Annotated in this window: 15 protein-coding genes and 1 tRNA gene; 12 read left to right on the top strand and 4 right to left on the bottom strand. The window is 69.4% G+C overall.

The genetic code is table 11. The features are described 5' to 3' along the window. The first annotated feature begins 85 nt into the window (after positions 1 to 85). Both BLR90_RS02035 and pyk read left to right on the top strand, forming a co-directional pair. The gene (locus tag BLR90_RS02035) at positions 86 to 1,552 is read left to right on the top strand and encodes a glutamate synthase subunit beta (protein WP_091022087.1); all 1,467 of its coding nucleotides are present in this window, start codon (positions 86 to 88) and stop codon (positions 1,550 to 1,552) included. A gap of 95 nt (positions 1,553 to 1,647) precedes the next feature. Next, positions 1,648 to 3,108 carry a pyruvate kinase gene (gene pyk / locus BLR90_RS02040; protein ID WP_091022089.1) on the top strand — a complete coding sequence of 487 codons (1,461 nt, stop codon included), beginning with the start codon at positions 1,648 to 1,650 and terminating at the stop codon, positions 3,106 to 3,108. Positions 3,109 to 3,134: 26 nt separating this feature from the next. On the opposite strand, the gene BLR90_RS02045 is transcribed toward pyk, so the two are convergent. Continuing rightward, positions 3,135 to 3,207, bottom strand: a tRNA-Leu gene (locus BLR90_RS02045). Positions 3,208 to 3,283: 76 nt separating this feature from the next. On the opposite strand from BLR90_RS02045, the gene BLR90_RS02050 reads away from it, so the two are divergent. The 7 genes from BLR90_RS02050 (at position 3,284) to BLR90_RS02080 (ending at position 9,397) form a co-directional block, all read left to right on the top strand. Beyond that, entirely contained in the window at positions 3,284 to 3,499 is a 216-nt protein-coding gene (locus tag BLR90_RS02050) for a hypothetical protein (RefSeq protein WP_147212925.1), read from the top strand. 43 nt (positions 3,500 to 3,542) lie between these two features. Continuing rightward, positions 3,543 to 4,160 carry an ANTAR domain-containing response regulator gene (locus BLR90_RS02055; RefSeq protein WP_091022093.1) on the top strand — a complete coding sequence of 206 codons (618 nt, stop codon included), beginning with the start codon at positions 3,543 to 3,545 and terminating at the stop codon, positions 4,158 to 4,160. 176 nt (positions 4,161 to 4,336) lie between these two features. Then, positions 4,337 to 5,491 (top strand): branched-chain amino acid ABC transporter substrate-binding protein, encoded by a 1,155-nt coding sequence (locus BLR90_RS02060; RefSeq protein ID WP_091022094.1) that lies wholly within the window; start codon positions 4,337 to 4,339, stop codon positions 5,489 to 5,491. A gap of 140 nt (positions 5,492 to 5,631) precedes the next feature. Next, on the top strand, positions 5,632 to 6,618 hold the full coding sequence (locus BLR90_RS02065; RefSeq protein WP_091022096.1) for a branched-chain amino acid ABC transporter permease: 987 nt from the start codon (positions 5,632 to 5,634) through the stop codon (positions 6,616 to 6,618). Continuing rightward, positions 6,615 to 7,781 carry a branched-chain amino acid ABC transporter permease gene (locus tag BLR90_RS02070; RefSeq protein ID WP_091022098.1) on the top strand — a complete coding sequence of 389 codons (1,167 nt, stop codon included), beginning with the start codon at positions 6,615 to 6,617 and terminating at the stop codon, positions 7,779 to 7,781. The genes BLR90_RS02065 and BLR90_RS02070 overlap by 4 nt, the downstream gene beginning before the upstream one ends. Continuing rightward, positions 7,774 to 8,703 carry an ABC transporter ATP-binding protein gene (locus BLR90_RS02075; protein WP_091022100.1) on the top strand — a complete coding sequence of 310 codons (930 nt, stop codon included), beginning with the start codon at positions 7,774 to 7,776 and terminating at the stop codon, positions 8,701 to 8,703. The genes BLR90_RS02070 and BLR90_RS02075 overlap by 8 nt, the downstream gene beginning before the upstream one ends. Next, on the top strand, positions 8,687 to 9,397 hold the full coding sequence (locus tag BLR90_RS02080) for an ABC transporter ATP-binding protein (RefSeq protein WP_091022102.1): 711 nt from the start codon (positions 8,687 to 8,689) through the stop codon (positions 9,395 to 9,397). Before BLR90_RS02075 ends, BLR90_RS02080 begins: the two co-directional genes overlap by 17 nt. Positions 9,398 to 9,528: 131 nt before the next feature. Here the strand turns inward: BLR90_RS02080 and BLR90_RS02085 are convergent, their stop codons facing one another. Next, positions 9,529 to 10,272, bottom strand: coding sequence for a DUF554 domain-containing protein (locus BLR90_RS02085; RefSeq protein WP_091022103.1), 744 nt, complete (start codon positions 10,270 to 10,272; stop codon positions 9,529 to 9,531). 122 nt (positions 10,273 to 10,394) lie between these two features. On the opposite strand from BLR90_RS02085, the gene BLR90_RS02090 reads away from it, so the two are divergent. Beyond that, positions 10,395 to 10,970, top strand: coding sequence for a GNAT family N-acetyltransferase (locus tag BLR90_RS02090; protein ID WP_245715112.1), 576 nt, complete (start codon positions 10,395 to 10,397; stop codon positions 10,968 to 10,970). Positions 10,971 to 10,982: 12 nt separating this feature from the next. On the opposite strand, the gene BLR90_RS02095 is transcribed toward BLR90_RS02090, so the two are convergent. Continuing rightward, positions 10,983 to 11,417: a hotdog fold thioesterase gene (locus BLR90_RS02095; RefSeq protein WP_091023174.1), complete on the bottom strand. Its 435-nt coding sequence runs from the start codon at positions 11,415 to 11,417 to the stop codon at positions 10,983 to 10,985. Positions 11,418 to 11,477: 60 nt separating this feature from the next. On the opposite strand from BLR90_RS02095, the gene polA reads away from it, so the two are divergent. Further along, complete coding sequence (polA, locus tag BLR90_RS02100) at positions 11,478 to 14,180, top strand: DNA polymerase I (RefSeq protein ID WP_091022106.1); 2,703 nt, start codon at positions 11,478 to 11,480, stop codon at positions 14,178 to 14,180. Between the two features lie 16 nt (positions 14,181 to 14,196). Here the strand turns inward: polA and BLR90_RS02105 are convergent, their stop codons facing one another. Continuing rightward, entirely contained in the window at positions 14,197 to 15,471 is a 1,275-nt protein-coding gene (locus BLR90_RS02105) for a lipopolysaccharide biosynthesis protein (protein WP_091022108.1), read from the bottom strand. 21 nt (positions 15,472 to 15,492) lie between these two features. Between BLR90_RS02105 and BLR90_RS02110 the strand changes: the two genes are divergently transcribed. Then, a complete protein-coding gene (locus BLR90_RS02110) occupies positions 15,493 to 17,355 on the top strand; it encodes an MmpA family trehalose lipid delivery protein (protein WP_143016076.1) in 1,863 nt (620 codons plus the stop codon). Positions 17,356 to 17,607: the final 252 nt, after the last annotated feature.

Genomic DNA, 17,607 nt, shown 5'->3' on the forward strand with positions numbered 1-17,607 from the left:
CCGCTCACTGCGAGCGCGGGGTCACGACCGATACCGAGGCAACGGCGCCGACGTCGGCTTCGACGATGATGGAGGGCTGTGCCTGATGGCTGACCCGAAGGGGTTCCTGAAGAACGGTCGCGAGGTCGCCACGCGACGTCCGGTCGAGGAGCGGGTGCACGACTGGAACGAGGTCTACCCGGGGAGCGTCGGCCGCGCACTGCTGCCGATCATCACCGAGCAGGCCGGGCGCTGCATGGACTGCGGCATCCCGTTCTGCCACCAGGGCTGCCCGCTCGGCAACATCATCCCCGAGTGGAACGACCTGGTCTGGCGCGATGACTGGCAGGGTGCGATCGAGCGTCTGCACGCGACCAACAACTTCCCGGAGTTCACCGGGCGGCTGTGCCCGGCGCCGTGCGAGACCGCCTGCGTGCTCGGCATCAACCAGGACCCGGTCACGATCAAGAACGTCGAGGTCTCGATCATCGACCGCGCCTGGGAGTCGGGCAACGTGGCCCCGCAGCCGCCGGAGTGGCTCTCGGGCAAGACCGTCGCCGTCATCGGCTCTGGCCCGGCCGGGCTCGCCGCCGCCCAGCAGCTGACCCGCGCCGGACACACCGTCGCGGTCTACGAGCGCGCCGACAAGATCGGCGGCCTGCTGCGCTACGGCATCCCCGAGTTCAAGATGGAGAAGAAGCACGTCGACCGGCGTGTGGAGCAGATGAAGCGCGAAGGCACGGTCTTCCGGGCCGGGGTCCAGGTCGGCGACGAGCTGACCGGTGACCGGCTGCGCGAGCGGTACGACGCCGTGGTGCTCGCCATGGGGTCCACGGTCGCCCGCGACCTGCCCGTGACCGGACGCGAGCTCGGCGGCATCCACCAGGCGATGGAGTTCCTCCCGCAGGCCAACCGGGTCGCGCTGGGGGAGACCGTCGACGACCAGATCCGTGCCGACGGCAAGCACGTCGTGATCATCGGCGGCGGCGACACCGGTGCCGACTGCCTCGGTACGTCGACCCGCCAGGGCGCGGCGTCGATCACGCAGCTCGAGATCATGCCCGAGCCGCCGCAGTCGCGGCCCGACGGTCAGCCGTGGCCGACGTACCCGATGACGTTCCGCGTCTCCTCGGCCCACGAGGAGGGCGGCGAGCGGGTCTACGCCGTGTCGACCCAGGAGTTCCTGGGCGACGACGACGGCAACGTCCGGGCGCTGCGCCTGGTCGACGTGGTGTTCGAGGGCGGCAAGCTCACCGAGATCGAGGGCACCGAGCGGGAGATCCCGGCCGAGCTGGTGCTCTTCGCCATGGGCTTCACCGGTCCCGAGAAGGCCGGGCTGGTCGAGCAGCTGGGTGTCGACCTCGACGAGCGCGGCAACGTCGCGCGCGACGGCTCCTACATGAGCTCGCTGCCCGGCGTGTTCGTCGCCGGCGACGCCGGACGCGGGCAGTCGCTCATCGTCTGGGCCATCGCCGAGGGTCGTGCGGCGGCGGCCGCGGTCGACAAGTTCCTCACGGGCTCGACCACCCTCCCGGTGCCGATCCCTCCCACCGCCCGGCCTCTGGTCGTCTGAACCACGCCCGTCCACGCTGACCCGTCGCAAACTTTGCGACGGGTCAGCGTGCGCGGGGGTTTTGGAACGATCTAACTCTTCGTTAGGGTGGTGCCGTGCGTAGAGCAAAGATCGTCTGCACCCTGGGCCCTTCGACCAACACCGAGCGCCGCATCCGCGAGCTCGTGTACGCCGGGATGGACGTCGCCCGGCTGAACATGAGCCACGGCAGTCACGACGACCATGCCGAGGCCTACCGCCTCGTGCGCGAGGCCGCCGACGCCAGCGGCCACGGCGTCGGCATCTTCGCCGACCTCCAGGGGCCCAAGATCCGCCTCGAGACGTTCCCTGGCGGTCCGGTGCAGCTGCGCCGCGGCCAGGTCTGGACGATCACCACCCGCGACGTCGACGGCGACGCCGAGATCTGCGGCACGACCTACAAGGGTCTGCCCGGCGACGTCAGCGTGGGCGACCCGATCCTGATCGACGACGGCAAGGTCCGGCTGCGGGTGACCAGCGTCGGTGCCACCGACGTCACCACCGAGGTGCTGGTCGGGGGACAGGTCAGCAACAACAAGGGCATCAACCTGCCCGGAGTGGCCGTCTCCGTGCCGGCCCTGTCCGAGAAGGACATCGAGGACCTCAAGTTCGCTCTCGGCCTGAGCGTCGACTTCATCGCCCTGAGCTTCGTGCGCAACGCCGCCGACGCCGCCGACGTACGCCGGGTGATGTCGGAGGTGGGCGTCCACCTGCCGGTGATCGCCAAGATCGAGAAGCCCCAGGCGATCGACAACCTCGACGAGATCATCGAGGCCTTCGACGGCTTCATGGTGGCGCGCGGCGACCTCGGCGTGGAGTGCCCGCTCGAGGACGTGCCGTTCCTCCAGAAGCAGATCATCGAGAAGGCCCGCCTCAACGCCAAGCCGGTGATCGTGGCGACGCAGATGCTGGAGTCGATGATCACCAGCCCGTCGCCGACCCGCGCCGAGACCAGCGACGTCGCCAACGCCGTCCTCGACGGCGCCGACGCCGTGATGCTGTCGGGCGAGACCAGCGTGGGGGAGCACCCGATCCACGTGGTCGAGACGATGGCCCGGATCATCTCCGCCACCGAGCGCCATGCCCTCGAGCCCCGGACCCTCGGCGCCATCGACACGATCGAGTGGGACCCGCACACCCGCGGCGGCGTGATCGCCAAGGCTGCGGAGGAGGTCGCGGAGCGGATCGGCGCCAAGTACGTCGTCGCGTTCACCCAGTCCGGCGACTCCGCCCGACGGATGTCCCGGCTGCGTGGCCCGATCCCCGTGCTGGCGTTCACCCCCGAGGCCCGGGTGCGCTCCCAGCTCTCGCTCTCCTGGGGCGTCGAGACCTTCAAGACCTCCCCGGTCGACCACACCGACGAGATGGTGCGCCAGGTCGACGAGCAGCTGCTCCAGATCGGCCGCGTCGAGGAGGGTGACCAGGTGGTCATCATCGCCGGGGCGCCTCCGGGCATCCCCGGCTCGACCAACGCGCTGCGCATCCACCGCATGGGCGACGCCATCAACGAGGTCGCGCCCGCCTACAAGCGCCTCTGACCCACGGCGCGGAGCGGTTGCCAGAGTGCCCCGGGTGGGATTCGAACCCACACTGGATGGTGTTTGAGACCACTATCTCTGCCGTTGGATTACCGGGGCTGGCGCGCCGAAACCTTAGCCGATCTGGACGGACCGCCCTGCTACTGGACAAAGTCAACTGACTGACTATAGTTAAGTGGTCGTTGTCTCTCGGTTCGGAGGTCTGGTCATGTGGAAGCCCTGGGAGTGGGCCGCGCGTAGCAACGCGCGGGCGCTCGAGAACGCCCGCCTGGCCACCACGCTGTGCAGCCGCCGCCGGCTCGAGCGGGCCGAGGTGGAGCTCTTCCTCATCAACCTCCACGACCGCTCCCAGGCCGCGAGCACGGCCGTCCAATCGGCGACCGGTTCCTGAACCTGCGGGCGCACAGCCCGATAGGCGCCGTTAGCCTGTCCACGTGACCGAGCCAGCTGCCGCCCCCGCGCACCGCACCGTCGTGATCGCCGAGGACGAGACGCTCATCCGCATGGATCTCGCGGAGATGCTCACCGAGGAGGGGTACGTCGTGGTCGGCGAGGCCGGCGACGGGGCGCGGGCGATCGAGCTCGCCGACGAGCTCCGACCGGACCTGGTCATCCTCGACGTGAAGATGCCCGTGCTCGACGGGATCTCCGCCGCCGAGGCGATCGCCGGCAGGCGGATCGCCCCGGTCGTCATCCTGACCGCGTTCTCGCAGCGGGACCTGGTCGAGCGGGCCCGCGACGCCGGCGCCATGGCCTACCTCGTCAAGCCGTTCTCCAAGACCGACCTCGTGCCGGCGATCGAGATGGCGGTCAGCCGCTTCGCCGAGCTCAGCATGCTCGAGACCGAGGTGGCCGACCTCACCGAGCGGCTCGAGACCCGCAAGGCGGTCGACCGCGCGAAGGGCATCCTGCAGCAGCAGCTCAGCCTGTCCGAACCGGAAGCCTTCCGGTGGATCCAGAAGACGGCGATGGATCTTCGCCTGTCCATGCGACAGGTCGCGGACGGCGTCGTCGAGCACGGCCCCGGCGTCACCGGGGCCTCCAGCACCTGAACCAGACCCGGTAACGGGTTGGTCATGATTCGGCAGCCTTCCGGCAAGGTACTTACAGGAGGGCGTCGGGCGGTGTACGTTCCGCACCGGAGAACCGGCCACCGTGGGGCGGCCGCGCCTCCTGTAACTCTGCGTCCTCGGTAGTCGGCCGAGGACCTGACGAGAGGTTGAAGGACTTGAGGCGAAACAAGGTAGTCGGGCTGGGGGCAGTGGCCGCGAGCCTGGCACTGATCCTGTCGGCGTGCGGTAGTGCGGACACGGATGACAAGGCCGACGGTGGCGGCGACGAGTGCAGCGGCAAGATCGGCGCCATGGGTGCCCTCTCCGGTCCCAACGCGAGCATCGTGATCCCCTCGGTCAACGGCGCCGAGCTGGCGCTCAAGCAGTTCCTCGCTGAGAACGAGGACTGCGACATCAGCCTGGAGAAGTTCGACAGCGAGGGTGACGCGACCAAGGCCACGCCGCTGGCGAGCCAGATCGCCGACGACCCGGAGTTCCTCGGTGTCATCGGTGGCGCGTTCTCGGGTGAGACCCGCGCGACCAAGGGCATCTTCAACGAGGCCGGCGTGACCATGATCAGCCAGTCGGCAACGGCCACGGACCTCACGACCGAGGACCCGGCCGCCGTGTTCCACCGCGTGGTCGGCTACGACGACGTCCAGGGCGCGGCTGTCGCGAAGTACCTCTCGGACGCGATCGGCGCGACCAAGGTCTTCGTGATCGACAACTCCGAGGCCTACGGCGAGCCGCTGGCCGACAAGGTCAAGGAGGAGCTCGGTGACCTCGTCGCCGACTCCGACAAGACGCAGGTCGAGCAGACCGAGTTCTCGGCCACGATCTCCAAGATCGAGAGCGCCGGAGCCGACGCGATCTTCTACGCCGGCTACATCGCCGAGGCCGCGCCGCTGATCAAGCAGATCCGCGACGCCGGCATCGACGTCCCCGTGGTCTTCCCCGACGGTGTCTACGGCGCCGACTTCCCGATCGCGGCCGGTGCCGCGGGCGAGGGTGCCATCGTCACCTGCCCGTGCGTCCCGATCGAGGAGGGCGACACGTTCTACGCCGACTACGAGGCGGAGTTCGGTGAGGCTCCCGGTGCCTACGCGGCCGAGGGCTTCGACGCCATGACGATCTTCCTCGAGGCGATCAAGAGCGGCGCCACCGACCGTGGAGCCGTCGAGGAGTTCGTCGACAGCTACGAGGGTGAGGGCCTGACCAAGACCCTCGCGTTCGACGAGAAGGGCGACGTCGCCGTGGAGAACGTGGTCATCTGGGCCTACAAGGTGCAGGGCGACGCCCTGGTGCCCGACCAGGAGATCTCGCTCGACTGAACAAGCAGTGACTGACAGGGGCGGCCGAGCCCAGCTCGGCCGCCCCCGTCTCTGCACCGCCCCTCTCAGTCTCAGGGGCGTGACCCCAACCAAGGAGCATTCCGTTGCTTGAACAACTCGGTCTCCTGGTAGTTCCGCTGGTGGCGTGGGACAACCTCTTCAGCGACCTGCCGGGCCACACGGTCGACGGCCTCACTCGTGGCGCCATCTATGCGCTCGTGGCCCTCGGCTACACGCTGGTCTACGGCGTCATGCGTCTGATCAACTTCGCCCACTCCGAGGTCTTCATGGTCGGCACGTGGGCCGTCCTCGGCATCTACACCGTCATCGGCGCGGCCGAGGGCGACGCCCTGTGGTTCGTCATCGTGGCGACCCTGGTGGCCCTGATCGGCGCAATGCTTGCGTCCGCCGGCACCGCGCTCGCGGTCGAGCGGATCGCCTACCGGCCCCTGCGCAAGAAGAACGCACCACCTTTGATCTTCCTGATCACGGCCATCGGCTGCTCGCTCGTGCTGCTCGAGATCTTCGGACAGGTGCTGCATGCGTTCTTCGGTGAGCCGTTCGGACGCAAGACCATCAGCATCCCGTCGCTCGTCCAGACCGAGCAGCTGATCGGACCCCGGGGGAGCCTGCTCACCACCGACGCGGTCACGATCACCAACCTGCAGCTGATCATCTTCCTCGGCGCGGTCGGGATGATGCTCGCGCTCGACATGTTCGTCAACCGCTCCCGGCTCGGCCGTGGCGTCCGGGCAGTGGCCCAGGACCCCGACACCGCCGCACTGATGGGCGTCAACCAGGACCGCGTCTTCATGCTGGTGTTCATCCTCGGCGGCGCGATGGCCGGGGTGGCGGCCCTGCTCTATACGATGCAGTTCGACATCACGAAGTTCAACATCGGGTTCCTGATCGGGATCAAGGCGTTCACAGCGGCGGTCCTCGGAGGGATCGGGAACCTACGAGGGGCCCTCCTCGGCGGACTGCTGCTCGGCATCGTCGAGGTCTACTCCTCGACGCTCTTCGACTCCTCCTGGGCCGACGTCACGGCGTTCATCCTGCTGATCTTGGTGCTGATGATCCGGCCCACCGGCATCCTGGGCGAATCGCTGGGGAAGGCACGCGCATGAACGTACTCACGAAGGTTCCTGGCACCCTCGCGATCCAGGACAGGTGGCGCGGCATGTCGCGGCTCACCCGCGAGATCATCAAGGCCGTAGGCATCGCCGCCGGCATCGCGTTCCTGGTCTACCTGCCGTTCCTCCAGGTGCTGCCGTTCGCGCAGATCCGCACCGACCTGAGCTCCCGCGGTGCCTCGTGGGACGCCGTGCTCTTCCAGATCGTGATCTACATGATCGTCGCGGTCGGGCTCAACGTCGTGATCGGACTGGCTGGTCTGCTCGACCTCGGCTACATCGGCTTCTATGCCGTCGGCGCCTACTCTGTCGCGATCTTCGGCTCCCCGTCGTCACCGGTCACCGAGTGGGCGGTCCAGAAGTTCGGTTTCGCCGAGGGCTGGGCGGTGCCGTTCGTGGCCTGCGTCCCGATCGCGATCGCGTTCGCCCTGCTCGCCGGGGTGATGCTGGGTGCCCCGACCCTGCGGCTACGCGGCGACTACCTCGCCATCGTCACCATGGGCTTCGGAGAGATCATCCGGATCGTCCTGCGCAACGTCGGTGAGGTGTCCAACGGTCCGCAGGGCATCGTCGAGATCCCCTCGCCGCCGGGACCCAAGGTCATCAACGACTACGGCGTCGAGGTCGACCTGTTCAACCGGCTCGACCACCACTACTGGTACTGGCTCGCGCTCGCCGTCCTGATCGTGCTGATCATCCTGGTGCGCCGGCTCGAGAACAGCAGGGTCGGGCGGGCCTGGCTCGCCATCCGCGAGGACGAGGACGCCGCCGCGATCATGGGCGTCCCGGCGCTTAAGTACAAGCTGTGGGCCTTTGCGATCGGCGCCATGCTCGGCGCCACCGCCGGCATGCTGTTCGCCAGCCACCAGACCGCGATCACACCCAACGACTTCCAGCTCAACCTGTCGTTCCTGTTCGTGGCGATGGTGGTCATCGGAGGCTCCGGCAACATGGTCGGCGCCATGCTGGGTGCCTTCCTGATCACCTACCTCCCCGAGCGGTTCCGAGACTTCCAGGAGTGGCGGCCCTTCGCGTTCGGGCTCGCTCTCGTCCTCGTCATGATCTTCAGGCCGCAGGGGTTGGTCCCCAGCCGGAGACGCGCGGCCGAGTTCCGTGACCGCAAGATCGAAGCAGAGGAGGCGGCTACCGATGCCTGAGGCCACCCAGACCAGTGGCGAAGCCAACGGTGAGCCCACCTACGAGACCACCGGCGGCCCGCTCCACGACGTGCTGGTCCACGTCAACCACGTCACGCTGCGCTTCGGCGGCGTCGTCGCGCTCAACGACGTGGACTTCGAGATCCGCAAGGGCGAGATCCTCGGCCTGATCGGACCCAACGGAGCCGGCAAGACGACCTGCTTCAACGTGATGACCGGTGTCTACAAGCCCACCTCGGGCGGCGTGGACTTCGACGGCAAGGAGATCGCCGGCACCCCGAGCCACAAGATCAACCAGCTCGGTGTGGCACGCACGTTCCAGAACATCCGTCTCTTCCCTGAGATGAGTGCCCTCGAGAACGTCATGGTCGGCTGCGACGCCGGACACAAGACGAGCGTGCTCGGCGCCCTGTTCCGGCTCCGTCGCGTCCGCAGCGCCCCCGAGCACCTGTACTCCGACAACAAGATCAAGAGCGGTTGGGAGCGGCTCGCCGGTCTGAGCCGGCACATGTACGAGGAGCGGCAGGGCCGGCTCAAGGCCATGGAGCTCCTGCGCTTCGTCGGCATCGCCGACCGCGCCCACGAGCTGGCCCGCAACCTGCCCTACGGCTACCAGCGCCGGCTCGAGATCGCCAGGGCGATGGCGACGGATCCCAAGCTGCTCTGCCTGGACGAGCCGGCTGCCGGCTTCAACCCGGCGGAGAAGGAAGACCTGATGGGTCTGATCCGCAGGATCCGCGACCGCGGTCTCACGGTGCTCCTCATCGAGCACGACATGAAGCTGGTCATGGGAGTCACCGACCGGATCGTGGTGCTCGAGTTCGGCACCAAGATCGCGGACGGCCTCCCGGCCGAGGTGGCCCGCAGCCCCAAGGTCATCGCCGCCTACCTAGGAGAGCCTGACGATGCTGCTACAGCTTGAGGACGTGGTCCTGACCTACGGCAAGATCGAGGCCCTCCACGGACTCTCCATCGAGGTCGAGGAGGGCGAGGTCGTGGCCCTGATCGGCGCCAACGGTGCCGGGAAGACCTCCACGATGCGCGCGGTCTCCGGGGTCCGGGGCATCCACTCCGGCAGGATCATCTTCCAGGGCGAGGACGTCACCCGGCTCCGTGCTGACCAGCGGGTCCGCAAGGGTCTGTGCCTGGCGCCCGAGGGGCGCGGCATCTTCCCCGGCATGACCGTGGTCGAGAACCTCGAGATGGGTGCCTACACCCGTCGCGACAAGGCCGAGATCGCCAAGGACTTCGAGCGGGTGTTCGGCCTCTTCCCGAGGCTCGAGGAGCGCAAGAAGCAGATCGCCGGCACCATGTCCGGCGGCGAGCAGCAGATGCTGGCCATCGGGCGCGCCCTCATGGCGAGGCCCAAGCTGCTCTGCCTCGACGAGCCGTCGATGGGACTGGCGCCGATGCTGATCCAGCAGATCTTCTCGATCATCAGCGAGATCGCCGAGCAGGGCACCACGATCCTCGTCGTCGAGCAGAACGCCAAGCAGGCGTTGTCGCGCGCTGACCGTGCCTACGTCCTGGAGACCGGCAACATCGTCAAGACCGGCACCGGTGCCGACCTGCTCGACGACCCGAGCATCCGCGAGGCCTACCTCGGCGTCGCGTGACAGGACTTCGTCCTGTCATTGGGAGTAGTGGCAGGACTACGTCCTGCCATTGGGAGTAGTGGCAGGACTACGTCCTGCCATTGGGAGTACTCGCTTCGCTCGTACTCCCGTTCGGGGTAGGAGCCCCGGACTCAGTGGAGGGCCGCCACCAGCGCCACCAGCGTCGGTGCGATCAGCAGGGCGGGCAGCAGGTCGGCGACCGGGATCTCCCGGATCCGCAGCAGCCGCAGGGCCACGCCCACCAGCAGGAGGCCGCCCGTCGCGGTGATCGCGGCGAGCTGGGCGTCCGGGAGGACGTCGCCGAGCAGCACGCCCACCAGTGTCAGCCCGCCCTGGACCACCACCACGGTGATGGCGGAGGCGGCGACGCCCCACCCGAAGGACGCGGCGAACGCGATCGCCGCGAAGCCGTCCAGCGTTGACTTCAGGAACAGCTGGTCGGCGCCGTTGCCCAGGCCGTCGTTGAGCGACCCCAGGATGGTGAGAGGGCCGGTGCAGAAGAGCAGCGAGGACACCACGAAGCCCTCGATGAACCGGTGTCGCTCCACTGACCCGGTCTCACCGGCCAGGCGTCGCTGCAGCCAGCCGCCCACCGACTCCACCCGCACCTCGAGCCGCAGCAGCGAGCCGACGATCCCGCCGAGCACGAGAGAGCCCAGCACGATCAGCATCGGCGCGCTGTCCCCGACCCGGGCGGAGAGGTCGGAGTCCAGCACCGCCATCGCCGACGTGCCCGCGATCAGCAGTGTGACCAGGCCGAGTGCGTCGGTGACCAGGTCGCGGGTGCGCACCGGGAGCCGGTTGCCGAGCAGGCGCCCCAGGATGGCCCCCACCAGGACGGTGGCGACATTCACGGCGGTGCCGATACCGGGCATCGGGGACTCCTCTGACAAGACGGGCGGGCTGAGCGTAGTCTTCGGGTGCGGAGGTGCACGCGGGGGAGTGGCAGCGCAGTCGTACTCCACTAAGTGCCGAAGTCTGGTGAAAGGCGTAGCAGATGAGCCGTTCGTTGGTGTCGCTTCGATGCGCTGAGCTCGCGGACGCGCCGGCCCTGGCCGAGCTGTGGGCCGACGCCCTGCGTCGCGCCGACCGTCACGACCACATCGCCGACCTCGAGCTCGTCATCAAGAAGGCTGCCGCGTCTCCCGAGCAGCGGCTGATCGTCGCCGACCAGGACGGCGCGGTCGCCGGTGCGGTGCTGCTGCGGGTCACCACGCTGACGCCGATCAACCTCGAGCAGGTCGTGCAGGCGATCTCGCCCCACGTGTTCCCGCACTACCGCCGCCACGGTATCGGCCGGCTGCTGATGGAGAGCGCGGTGAGCTTCGCCGAAGAGCTTGGCGTCGCCCATGTCGGTACGGCGGCCGCGTCGGCCTCACGCGACGCCAACCGCTTCATGGCCAGGCTCGGACTCGGTCCCCACGCGATGCTCCGGCTCGCGCCGACGGTCGCCGTACGCGCCAAGCTGACCGCGCAGCGGCCGGCGCTGGCCGCGACCAGCGGCCGTCAGCTCACCCGGGTGCTGGCCGCGCGGCGCTCGATGCGCCGCGCCCAGACCACCCCCGGCGGCTGACTCACAGGTCGGTCAGCGACCGAACCGCTCCGCCGGGACCAGCGCGCACGTGATGCGCGCGGTGCACACGCGCTTGCCGCGCTCGTCGGAGACGACCACCTCGAAGCAGGCACTCGTGCGACCCAGGTGGATCGGGGTGGCGACGCCGGTGACCACCCCGGAGGTGGCCGAGCGGTGGTGGGTGGCGTTGATGTCGACGCCGACCGACACCTTGTCGGGGTGGGCGTGCAGCGCGGACCCGATCGAGCCCAGGCTCTCGGCGAGCACGACCGACGCACCGCCGTGGAGCAGTCCGTAGGGCTGGGTGTTGCCCTCGACGGGCATCGTGGCCACGATCCGCTCGGCGGACACCTCGAGCAGCTCGACCCCCATCTTCTCGTTGAGGGCTCCCATCGGCATCTGGGCGAGGAACTCCTCGATGGACACGGCCTTCTCATCGTCGGTCATGGCCCCATTCTCGCCGACCGCGCGCAGCGCCCTGTCGGTGGTCATGGATAGAGTCGCCGAGTGCCCGACGCTCCCACGCCCGACCGTCCGCGCCTGCTGCTGCTCGACGGCCACTCGCTGGCCTACCGGGCGTTCTTCGCGCTCCCCGTCGAGAACTTCTCGACGACCACCGGCCAGCACACCAACGCCGTCTACGGCTTCACCTCGATGCTCATCAACGTGCTGCGCGACGAGAAGCCGACCCACCTGGCGGTCGCCTTCGACGTGTCGCGCCAGACCTTCCGGCTGGCCGAGTACGCCGAGTACAAGGCCGGCCGCAACAAGACTCCGACTGAGTTCAGCAGCCAGCTGCCGCTGATCGAGGAGGTGCTGCAGGCGCTGCGCATCCCGTTCCTGAAGAAGGACGGCTTCGAGGCCGACGACATCATCGCAACGCTGGCCACCCAGGCGCTCGCCGACGACATGGAGGTGCTGATCCTCACCGGTGACCGCGACTCCATCCAGCTCGTCACCGACACCTCGACGGTGCTCTACCCCATGCGCGGCGTGTCCGACCTGGCCCGGATGACCCCCGAGTGGGTGCAGAACAAGTACGGCGTCCCGCCCGAGCGCTACCCCGAGATCGCCGCACTCGTGGGGGAGACCTCCGACAACCTCCCCGGCGTGCCCGGGGTCGGCGTGGGCTACGCCGCCAAGTGGATCAACCAGTACGACGGCCTCGACAACGTGGTCCTGCACGCCGACGAGATCCCCGGCAAGAAGGGCGAGGCGCTGCGCGCCCACCTCGGCGACGTGCTGCGCAACCGCCAGCTCAACCGCCTGGTGACCGACCTCGACCTCGAGCTTCGGCCGACCGACCTCGCCGTACAGCCGTGGGACCGCACCGAGGTGCACACCCTCTTCGACGGCCTCGAGTTCCGGGTGCTGCGCGACCGGCTCTTCGAGACCCTCGAGTCGGAGGAGGACGTCGACGGGCCTGGCTTCGACCTCGACGGCGACGTGCTGGAGCCCGGCGCCGTCGGCGCCTGGCTGGCCGAGCTCGGCACCGAGCGCGTGGGCGTCCACGCCCGCGGGGTCTGGGGTGCCGGCACCGGCCGGCTGGAGGCACTCGCCCTCGCCACGGCCTCGCGTGCCGCCTACGTCGACCTGGCCGACCTCGGCCCGGCCGACGACGCGGCGCTCGCCGCCTGGCTGGCAGACCCGGCCAAGCCCAAGGTGCTCCACGACGCCAAGGGGCCGGCGCTGGCTCTCGCGGCCCACGGCTGGACCCTCAAGGGCGTGGCCTCCGACACCGCTCTCGCGGCCTACCTCGTGCGGCCCGACCAGCGCTCCTACGACCTGGCCGACCTCACCGTGCGCTACCTCCGGCGCGAGCTGCGCCAGGAGCAGGAGAGCGAGCAGGACGCGCTCTTCGACTCCGTCGAGGGTGGTGGCGACGACGCCGCGGCCACCGCGATGCTCCACGCCCGTGCGGTGCTCGAGCTGTCCGAGGCGCTCGACGTCGCGATCGAGGAGCACGGCGGCACCCGGCTGCTCGCCGACATGGAGCTGCCGCTGGTCGAGCTGCTCACCCTGATGGAGCAGACCGGCATCGCGGTCGACGTCGACCACCTCGAGGCGCTCTCGGGCGAGTTCGACGCCGAGGTGCGCAAGGCCGCAGAGTCGGCCTACGACGCGATCGGCAAGGAGATCAACCTGGGCTCGCCCAAGCAGCTCCAGGTCGTCCTCTTCGACGAGCTCGACATGCCCAAGACCAAGCGCACCAAGACCGGCTACACCACCGACGCCGACGCCCTCCAGGCGCTCTACGTCAAGACCGAGCACCCGTTCCTCGAGCACCTGCTGCGCCACCGTGACGTGATCCGGCTGCGCCAGACGATCGAGGGCCTGCTCAAGACCGTCGCCCCCGACGGCCGCATCCACACGACGTTCAACCAGACCATCGCGGCGACCGGGCGGCTGTCGAGCACCGATCCCAACCTGCAGAACATCCCGGTCCGCACCGAGGAGGGCCGGCGGATCCGCGAAGCCTTCGTCGTCGGGCAGAGCGTGGTCGGTGTCGGCTACGACTGCCTGATGACGGCCGACTACAGCCAGATCGAGATGCGGATCATGGCGCACCTCTCCGAGGACGCCCTGTTGATCGAGGCGTTCCGCTCCGGCCAGGACTTCCACTCGATCACCGCGTCCCGGGTCTTCGACGTGCCGGCCGACGCGGTCACGGTCGAGATGCGCGCCAAGATCAAGGCGATGAACTACGGCCTGGCCTACGGGCTGTCGGCGTTCGGGCTGTCCCAGCAGCTCGGCATCGAGCCGGCCGAGGCACGTGGCCTGATGGACGAGTACTTCGAGACGTTCGGCGGCATCCGCGACTACCTCGGGGGCGTGGTCGACGAGGCCCGCAAGACCGGCTACACCGAGACGATCATGGGCCGGCGCCGCTACCTGCCCGACCTCACCAGCGACAACCGTCAGCGTCGCGAGATGGCGGAGCGGATGGCGCTCAACGCGCCCATCCAGGGCTCGGCCGCCGACCTGATCAAGATCGCGATGCTCAACGTCCAGCGCGCGATCGAGGCAGACGGGCTTCGCTCACGGATGCTCCTCCAGGTGCACGACGAGCTCGTCTTCGAGGTGGCCGAGGGGGAGCGGGAGCGCCTCGACGCCCTCGTGCGCGAGCAGATGGGCAAGGCGGCCCAGCTGACCGTGCCGCTCGACGTCTCCGTCGGCACCGGCCACAGCTGGCACGAAGCGGCGCACTGACCGCAGCCGGCAGACCTCAGACCGAGGCGGGGGGAACCCCCGCGGCATCCTCGTCGGGCTGGAGCGGCTGGCGCACGAGCACGAGGCTGAGCCCCAGCAGTACGGCGAACAGCGCACCGTCGATCGCGAGGACGGTGACCAGCAGCTGGTCGATCGAGTCTGCGAGCAACCCCAGGCCGATCAGCGTCACGAACGCGATCCACACCAGGTAGACCGAGTGCTGCCCCTGGCGGGCCAGAACGGAGTAGACGAGCAGCTGCAGCATCGACAAGACGGTGCCCAGGATCGCGAACATCCACAGGCGGCCCTGCACGTCGTCGTACTCCCCGCCACCGACGAAGACCAGCGCCAGGCCGGAGAGTGCCGCGGAGGCGATCGTGCCGACTGCGCCGATCGCCGCGACGATGGCGAGAGAGCGGGTCAGGGCGCGCCGCCTCTCCGCGGCGGTGGACATCGCCGGGAAGGCGACGACGACCACGAACTGCGGCAGGAACAGCAGTGCCTTGGTCAGGATCAGCCCGCCGGCGTAGAGCCCGGAGTCGTGGTCGGAGAGCAGGTTGCGGGCCATGATGATGTCGACGTTGGACAGGGCGAAGAGCGCCAGCAGCGCCTGAGAGTTGTGCAGGATCTCGCCGACCATCGGTCGGAGGCGATGACGCTCGCTGGTCTCCCCGGGCTCGCGGTTGAGGCGCAGGAACCACCAGCCCACCGCGACCGGGGCGAGAAAGCCGATCGTGACCCCCACCAGCGCGCTGAGCTCACTCGGCTGCCACAGGATCAACGCGGTGCCGACCACCAGGCGCGGCACCCCGCCCGCAGCGTAGAGCAGCGCGAGCTGGGTCCAGCGGCGTTCCCCCTGCAGGATCCCGGCCAGTCCGCCCATGATCGTCAGCGGTACGACGCAGACGGCCAGGACAACCGCGGTGATGAGGTTGTCCAGGCGCAGCGCCGCGTTGACGAGAGGCGCGAGCACGAGCATCAGGATCCCGATCCCGGCTGCGGTCCGGTAGGTGAGGGTCAGGATGGAGCGCTCGATCTGGGCGACGTGACCGGGGTCGGCCGAGATCCGGCGTGCGGCGGTCGCCTGCAGGCCCAGCTGTAGCACTCCGACGACCAGCAACGTCGCCATCACGCCGGCGAGGGCGCCGTAGGAACGTGGGCCGAGCACCCGGGCCGCGACGATAGTGAAGCCGTACGTCGCCACGTTCATGAACCCGAGCCCTACGGCGATCGAGCCCCCGCCACGCAGGCTGGAGGAGACGCGGTGGCGCCAGCTGCCGTCCCCCACCATCACGCCGGGGAGTCTGGCACAGTGTCAAAGCGCCCGGCGTCGGCGGTCGGTCTGAGCGGCGCCCCGTGCGCCGCGCCGCGCGGCAGCGACGGAGCCGGGTGCGACGGGATACGTTTCGCTCATGACCACGGCGACGCGAGCACGTCGCTCGTGACCCCGGTCAAGCTCGTCGTCGCCCGCGTCTGGCCGTGGGTGCTGAGCCTGCTCGTGCTGCTGCCGCTGCTCCGCCCGGGCTATGTGCTGACCTACGACATGGTCTTCGTGCCCGACCTCGCGTTCCGCTCTGACTTCCTGGGCCTGGGGTCCGGGCTGCCGAGAGCGGTGCCGTCGGATGCCGTGGTGTCGCTCGTCGACGAGGTGCTGCCCGGTCAGGTGCTGCAGAAGCTCCTACTCGTCCTCGCGCTGGGACTCGCGGGGATGGGCGCCCGGAGGCTCGTGCCCGCCGACAACCTCACCGCCCAGCTAGCGGCCACCTCGTTCTACGTGTGGAACCCGTTCGTCGCAGAGCGACTCGGGATCGGCCACTGGCCCCTGCTCCTGACCTACGCGTGTCTGCCGTGGCTGGTCGACTCCGCGCGCCGGGCCCGCGCGGGCGAGCGCACGCTCCCGGCGATGATGCTCTGGCTGGCACTCGCCAGCCTCAGCGCTGCCGGGGGAGTGATCGCGACCGCGCTCGCGCTGCTCTGCGTGGTGGGGCGGGATCGGGAGGCGGTCCGGCGCTCGATATGGGTGGTCGCCGGAGCCGTGGCCGTCAATGCCCCCTGGCTGGTGGCCGGCGTCTGGAAGGGCGGCGCGGCGCTGAGCGACCCCGCGGGCGTCGAGGTCTTCGCCGCCCGCGGCGAGGGGGTCCTCGGCCTGCCGCTGACCCTGCTGGGGCTCGGAGGCATCTGGAACGCCGAGGTCGTCCCTGCGTCACGCACTGCCGCGCCCGCGGTGCTGATGCTGCTCGTCACCGTGGTCGTGGCGATCGCGGGCCTGCGGCGGTGGAGGGGCACGGTCGAGAGGCGCGACAGGCACGCGCTCGCGGCCGCCGCCGTCGTCGGCCTCCTGGTGGCTCTTTCCGGCAGCCTGGCTCCCGACGCCATGGCCTGGGTCGCCTCCACCGTGCCCGGCGGCGGGCTCTTCCGGGACGGGTCGCGCTTCGTCGCCCTGCTGGCACCGCTCGAGGCCTGCCTGTTCGGGCTGGGCGCCGCCGCCATCATCGAGAAGGTCCGCGTCCGCCCTGCGCGGCTGGTGCTGGCCACCTCGGTGGTGCTCGTGCCGCTGGCCCTGTTGCCGGACCTCGGCCTCGGGCTGGCCGGCAGGCTCCACTCGGTCAGCTTCCCTGCCGAGTACGCCGAGGCCCGGACCGCGATCGAGGAGAGGTCAGGTGGGAGCGAGGGCGACCTGCTGCTCCTGCCCTTCCGCTCCTACCGGTTGCCCACGTGGAACGAGGGTCGCCGGAGCCTGGACCCCCTGGGCCGCTTCATGACCCCCAACTACCTTGCAGACGACACCCTCGTCGTGTCCAAGGTGGCCGTTCCGGGAGAGGACGAGCGAGCCCGGCGCGTCGCCGCCGACCTCGCGCGCGACCTGCCCGCCTCGGAGCTGGTCGACCGCCTGGGCGACGAGGGGATCCGGTGGGTGCTCCTCGACAAGGAGACGGCGGCCATGCTGGCCCAGCCGGGTCCGGAGGCCGGCTTGCGCACCCTGCGGGTGGTGCATGAGGGGAGCCGGCTGGTGGTGTGGGAGCTGCCGCGTTCCGACCCGCCGGAGCCGGGTAGCGCCGAGGAGCTCACGCTCTGGGCCGCCTGGACCGTCGCAGGAGCAAGCGTCCTTGGCTGCCTGGCCCTCGTCGCTGTGAGGCGGACGCGCAGGCGGCCGGAAAAGCCACGCTTGCTGTGACTCGATGGTATGTTCGTGGGGACGAGGGAATGGGAGACAAACGTGCAGTCATTGATCGTAGGGGGAGCGTCCGTACTGGTAGGCGTCGGCCTGGCAGCAGCGACTGCTTTCGGCGTCGTCCAGACCGCGACGTCCGGATCTGTCAACCCGGATGAGTCGGTCCTCGAGTACGGCACCAACCCGTAACACATCACGTTCCAGGGCGGCCCTCAGCGAAAGCTTGGGGCCGCTTTCGGCGTCCCCGCACTTTTG

It is taken from the genome of Nocardioides szechwanensis (assembly GCF_900103935.1).
GTDB lineage: Bacteria > Actinomycetota > Actinomycetes > Propionibacteriales > Nocardioidaceae > Nocardioides > Nocardioides szechwanensis.

Coding starts and splice junctions, on each gene's coding strand:
- BLR90_RS02070 (WP_091022098.1), top strand. CDS start 6,615: ATGAACGTACTCACGAAGGTTCCTGGCACCCTCGCGATCCAGGACAGG.
- BLR90_RS02085 (WP_091022103.1), bottom strand. CDS start 10,272: ATGCCCGGTATCGGCACCGCCGTGAATGTCGCCACCGTCCTGGTGGGG.
- BLR90_RS02080 (WP_091022102.1), top strand. CDS start 8,687: ATGCTGCTACAGCTTGAGGACGTGGTCCTGACCTACGGCAAGATCGAG.
- BLR90_RS02105 (WP_091022108.1), bottom strand. CDS start 15,471: ATGGTGGGGGACGGCAGCTGGCGCCACCGCGTCTCCTCCAGCCTGCGT.
- BLR90_RS02035 (WP_091022087.1), top strand. CDS start 86: ATGGCTGACCCGAAGGGGTTCCTGAAGAACGGTCGCGAGGTCGCCACG.
- BLR90_RS02090 (WP_245715112.1), top strand. CDS start 10,395: ATGAGCCGTTCGTTGGTGTCGCTTCGATGCGCTGAGCTCGCGGACGCG.
- BLR90_RS02095 (WP_091023174.1), bottom strand. CDS start 11,417: ATGACCGACGATGAGAAGGCCGTGTCCATCGAGGAGTTCCTCGCCCAG.
- BLR90_RS02075 (WP_091022100.1), top strand. CDS start 7,774: ATGCCTGAGGCCACCCAGACCAGTGGCGAAGCCAACGGTGAGCCCACC.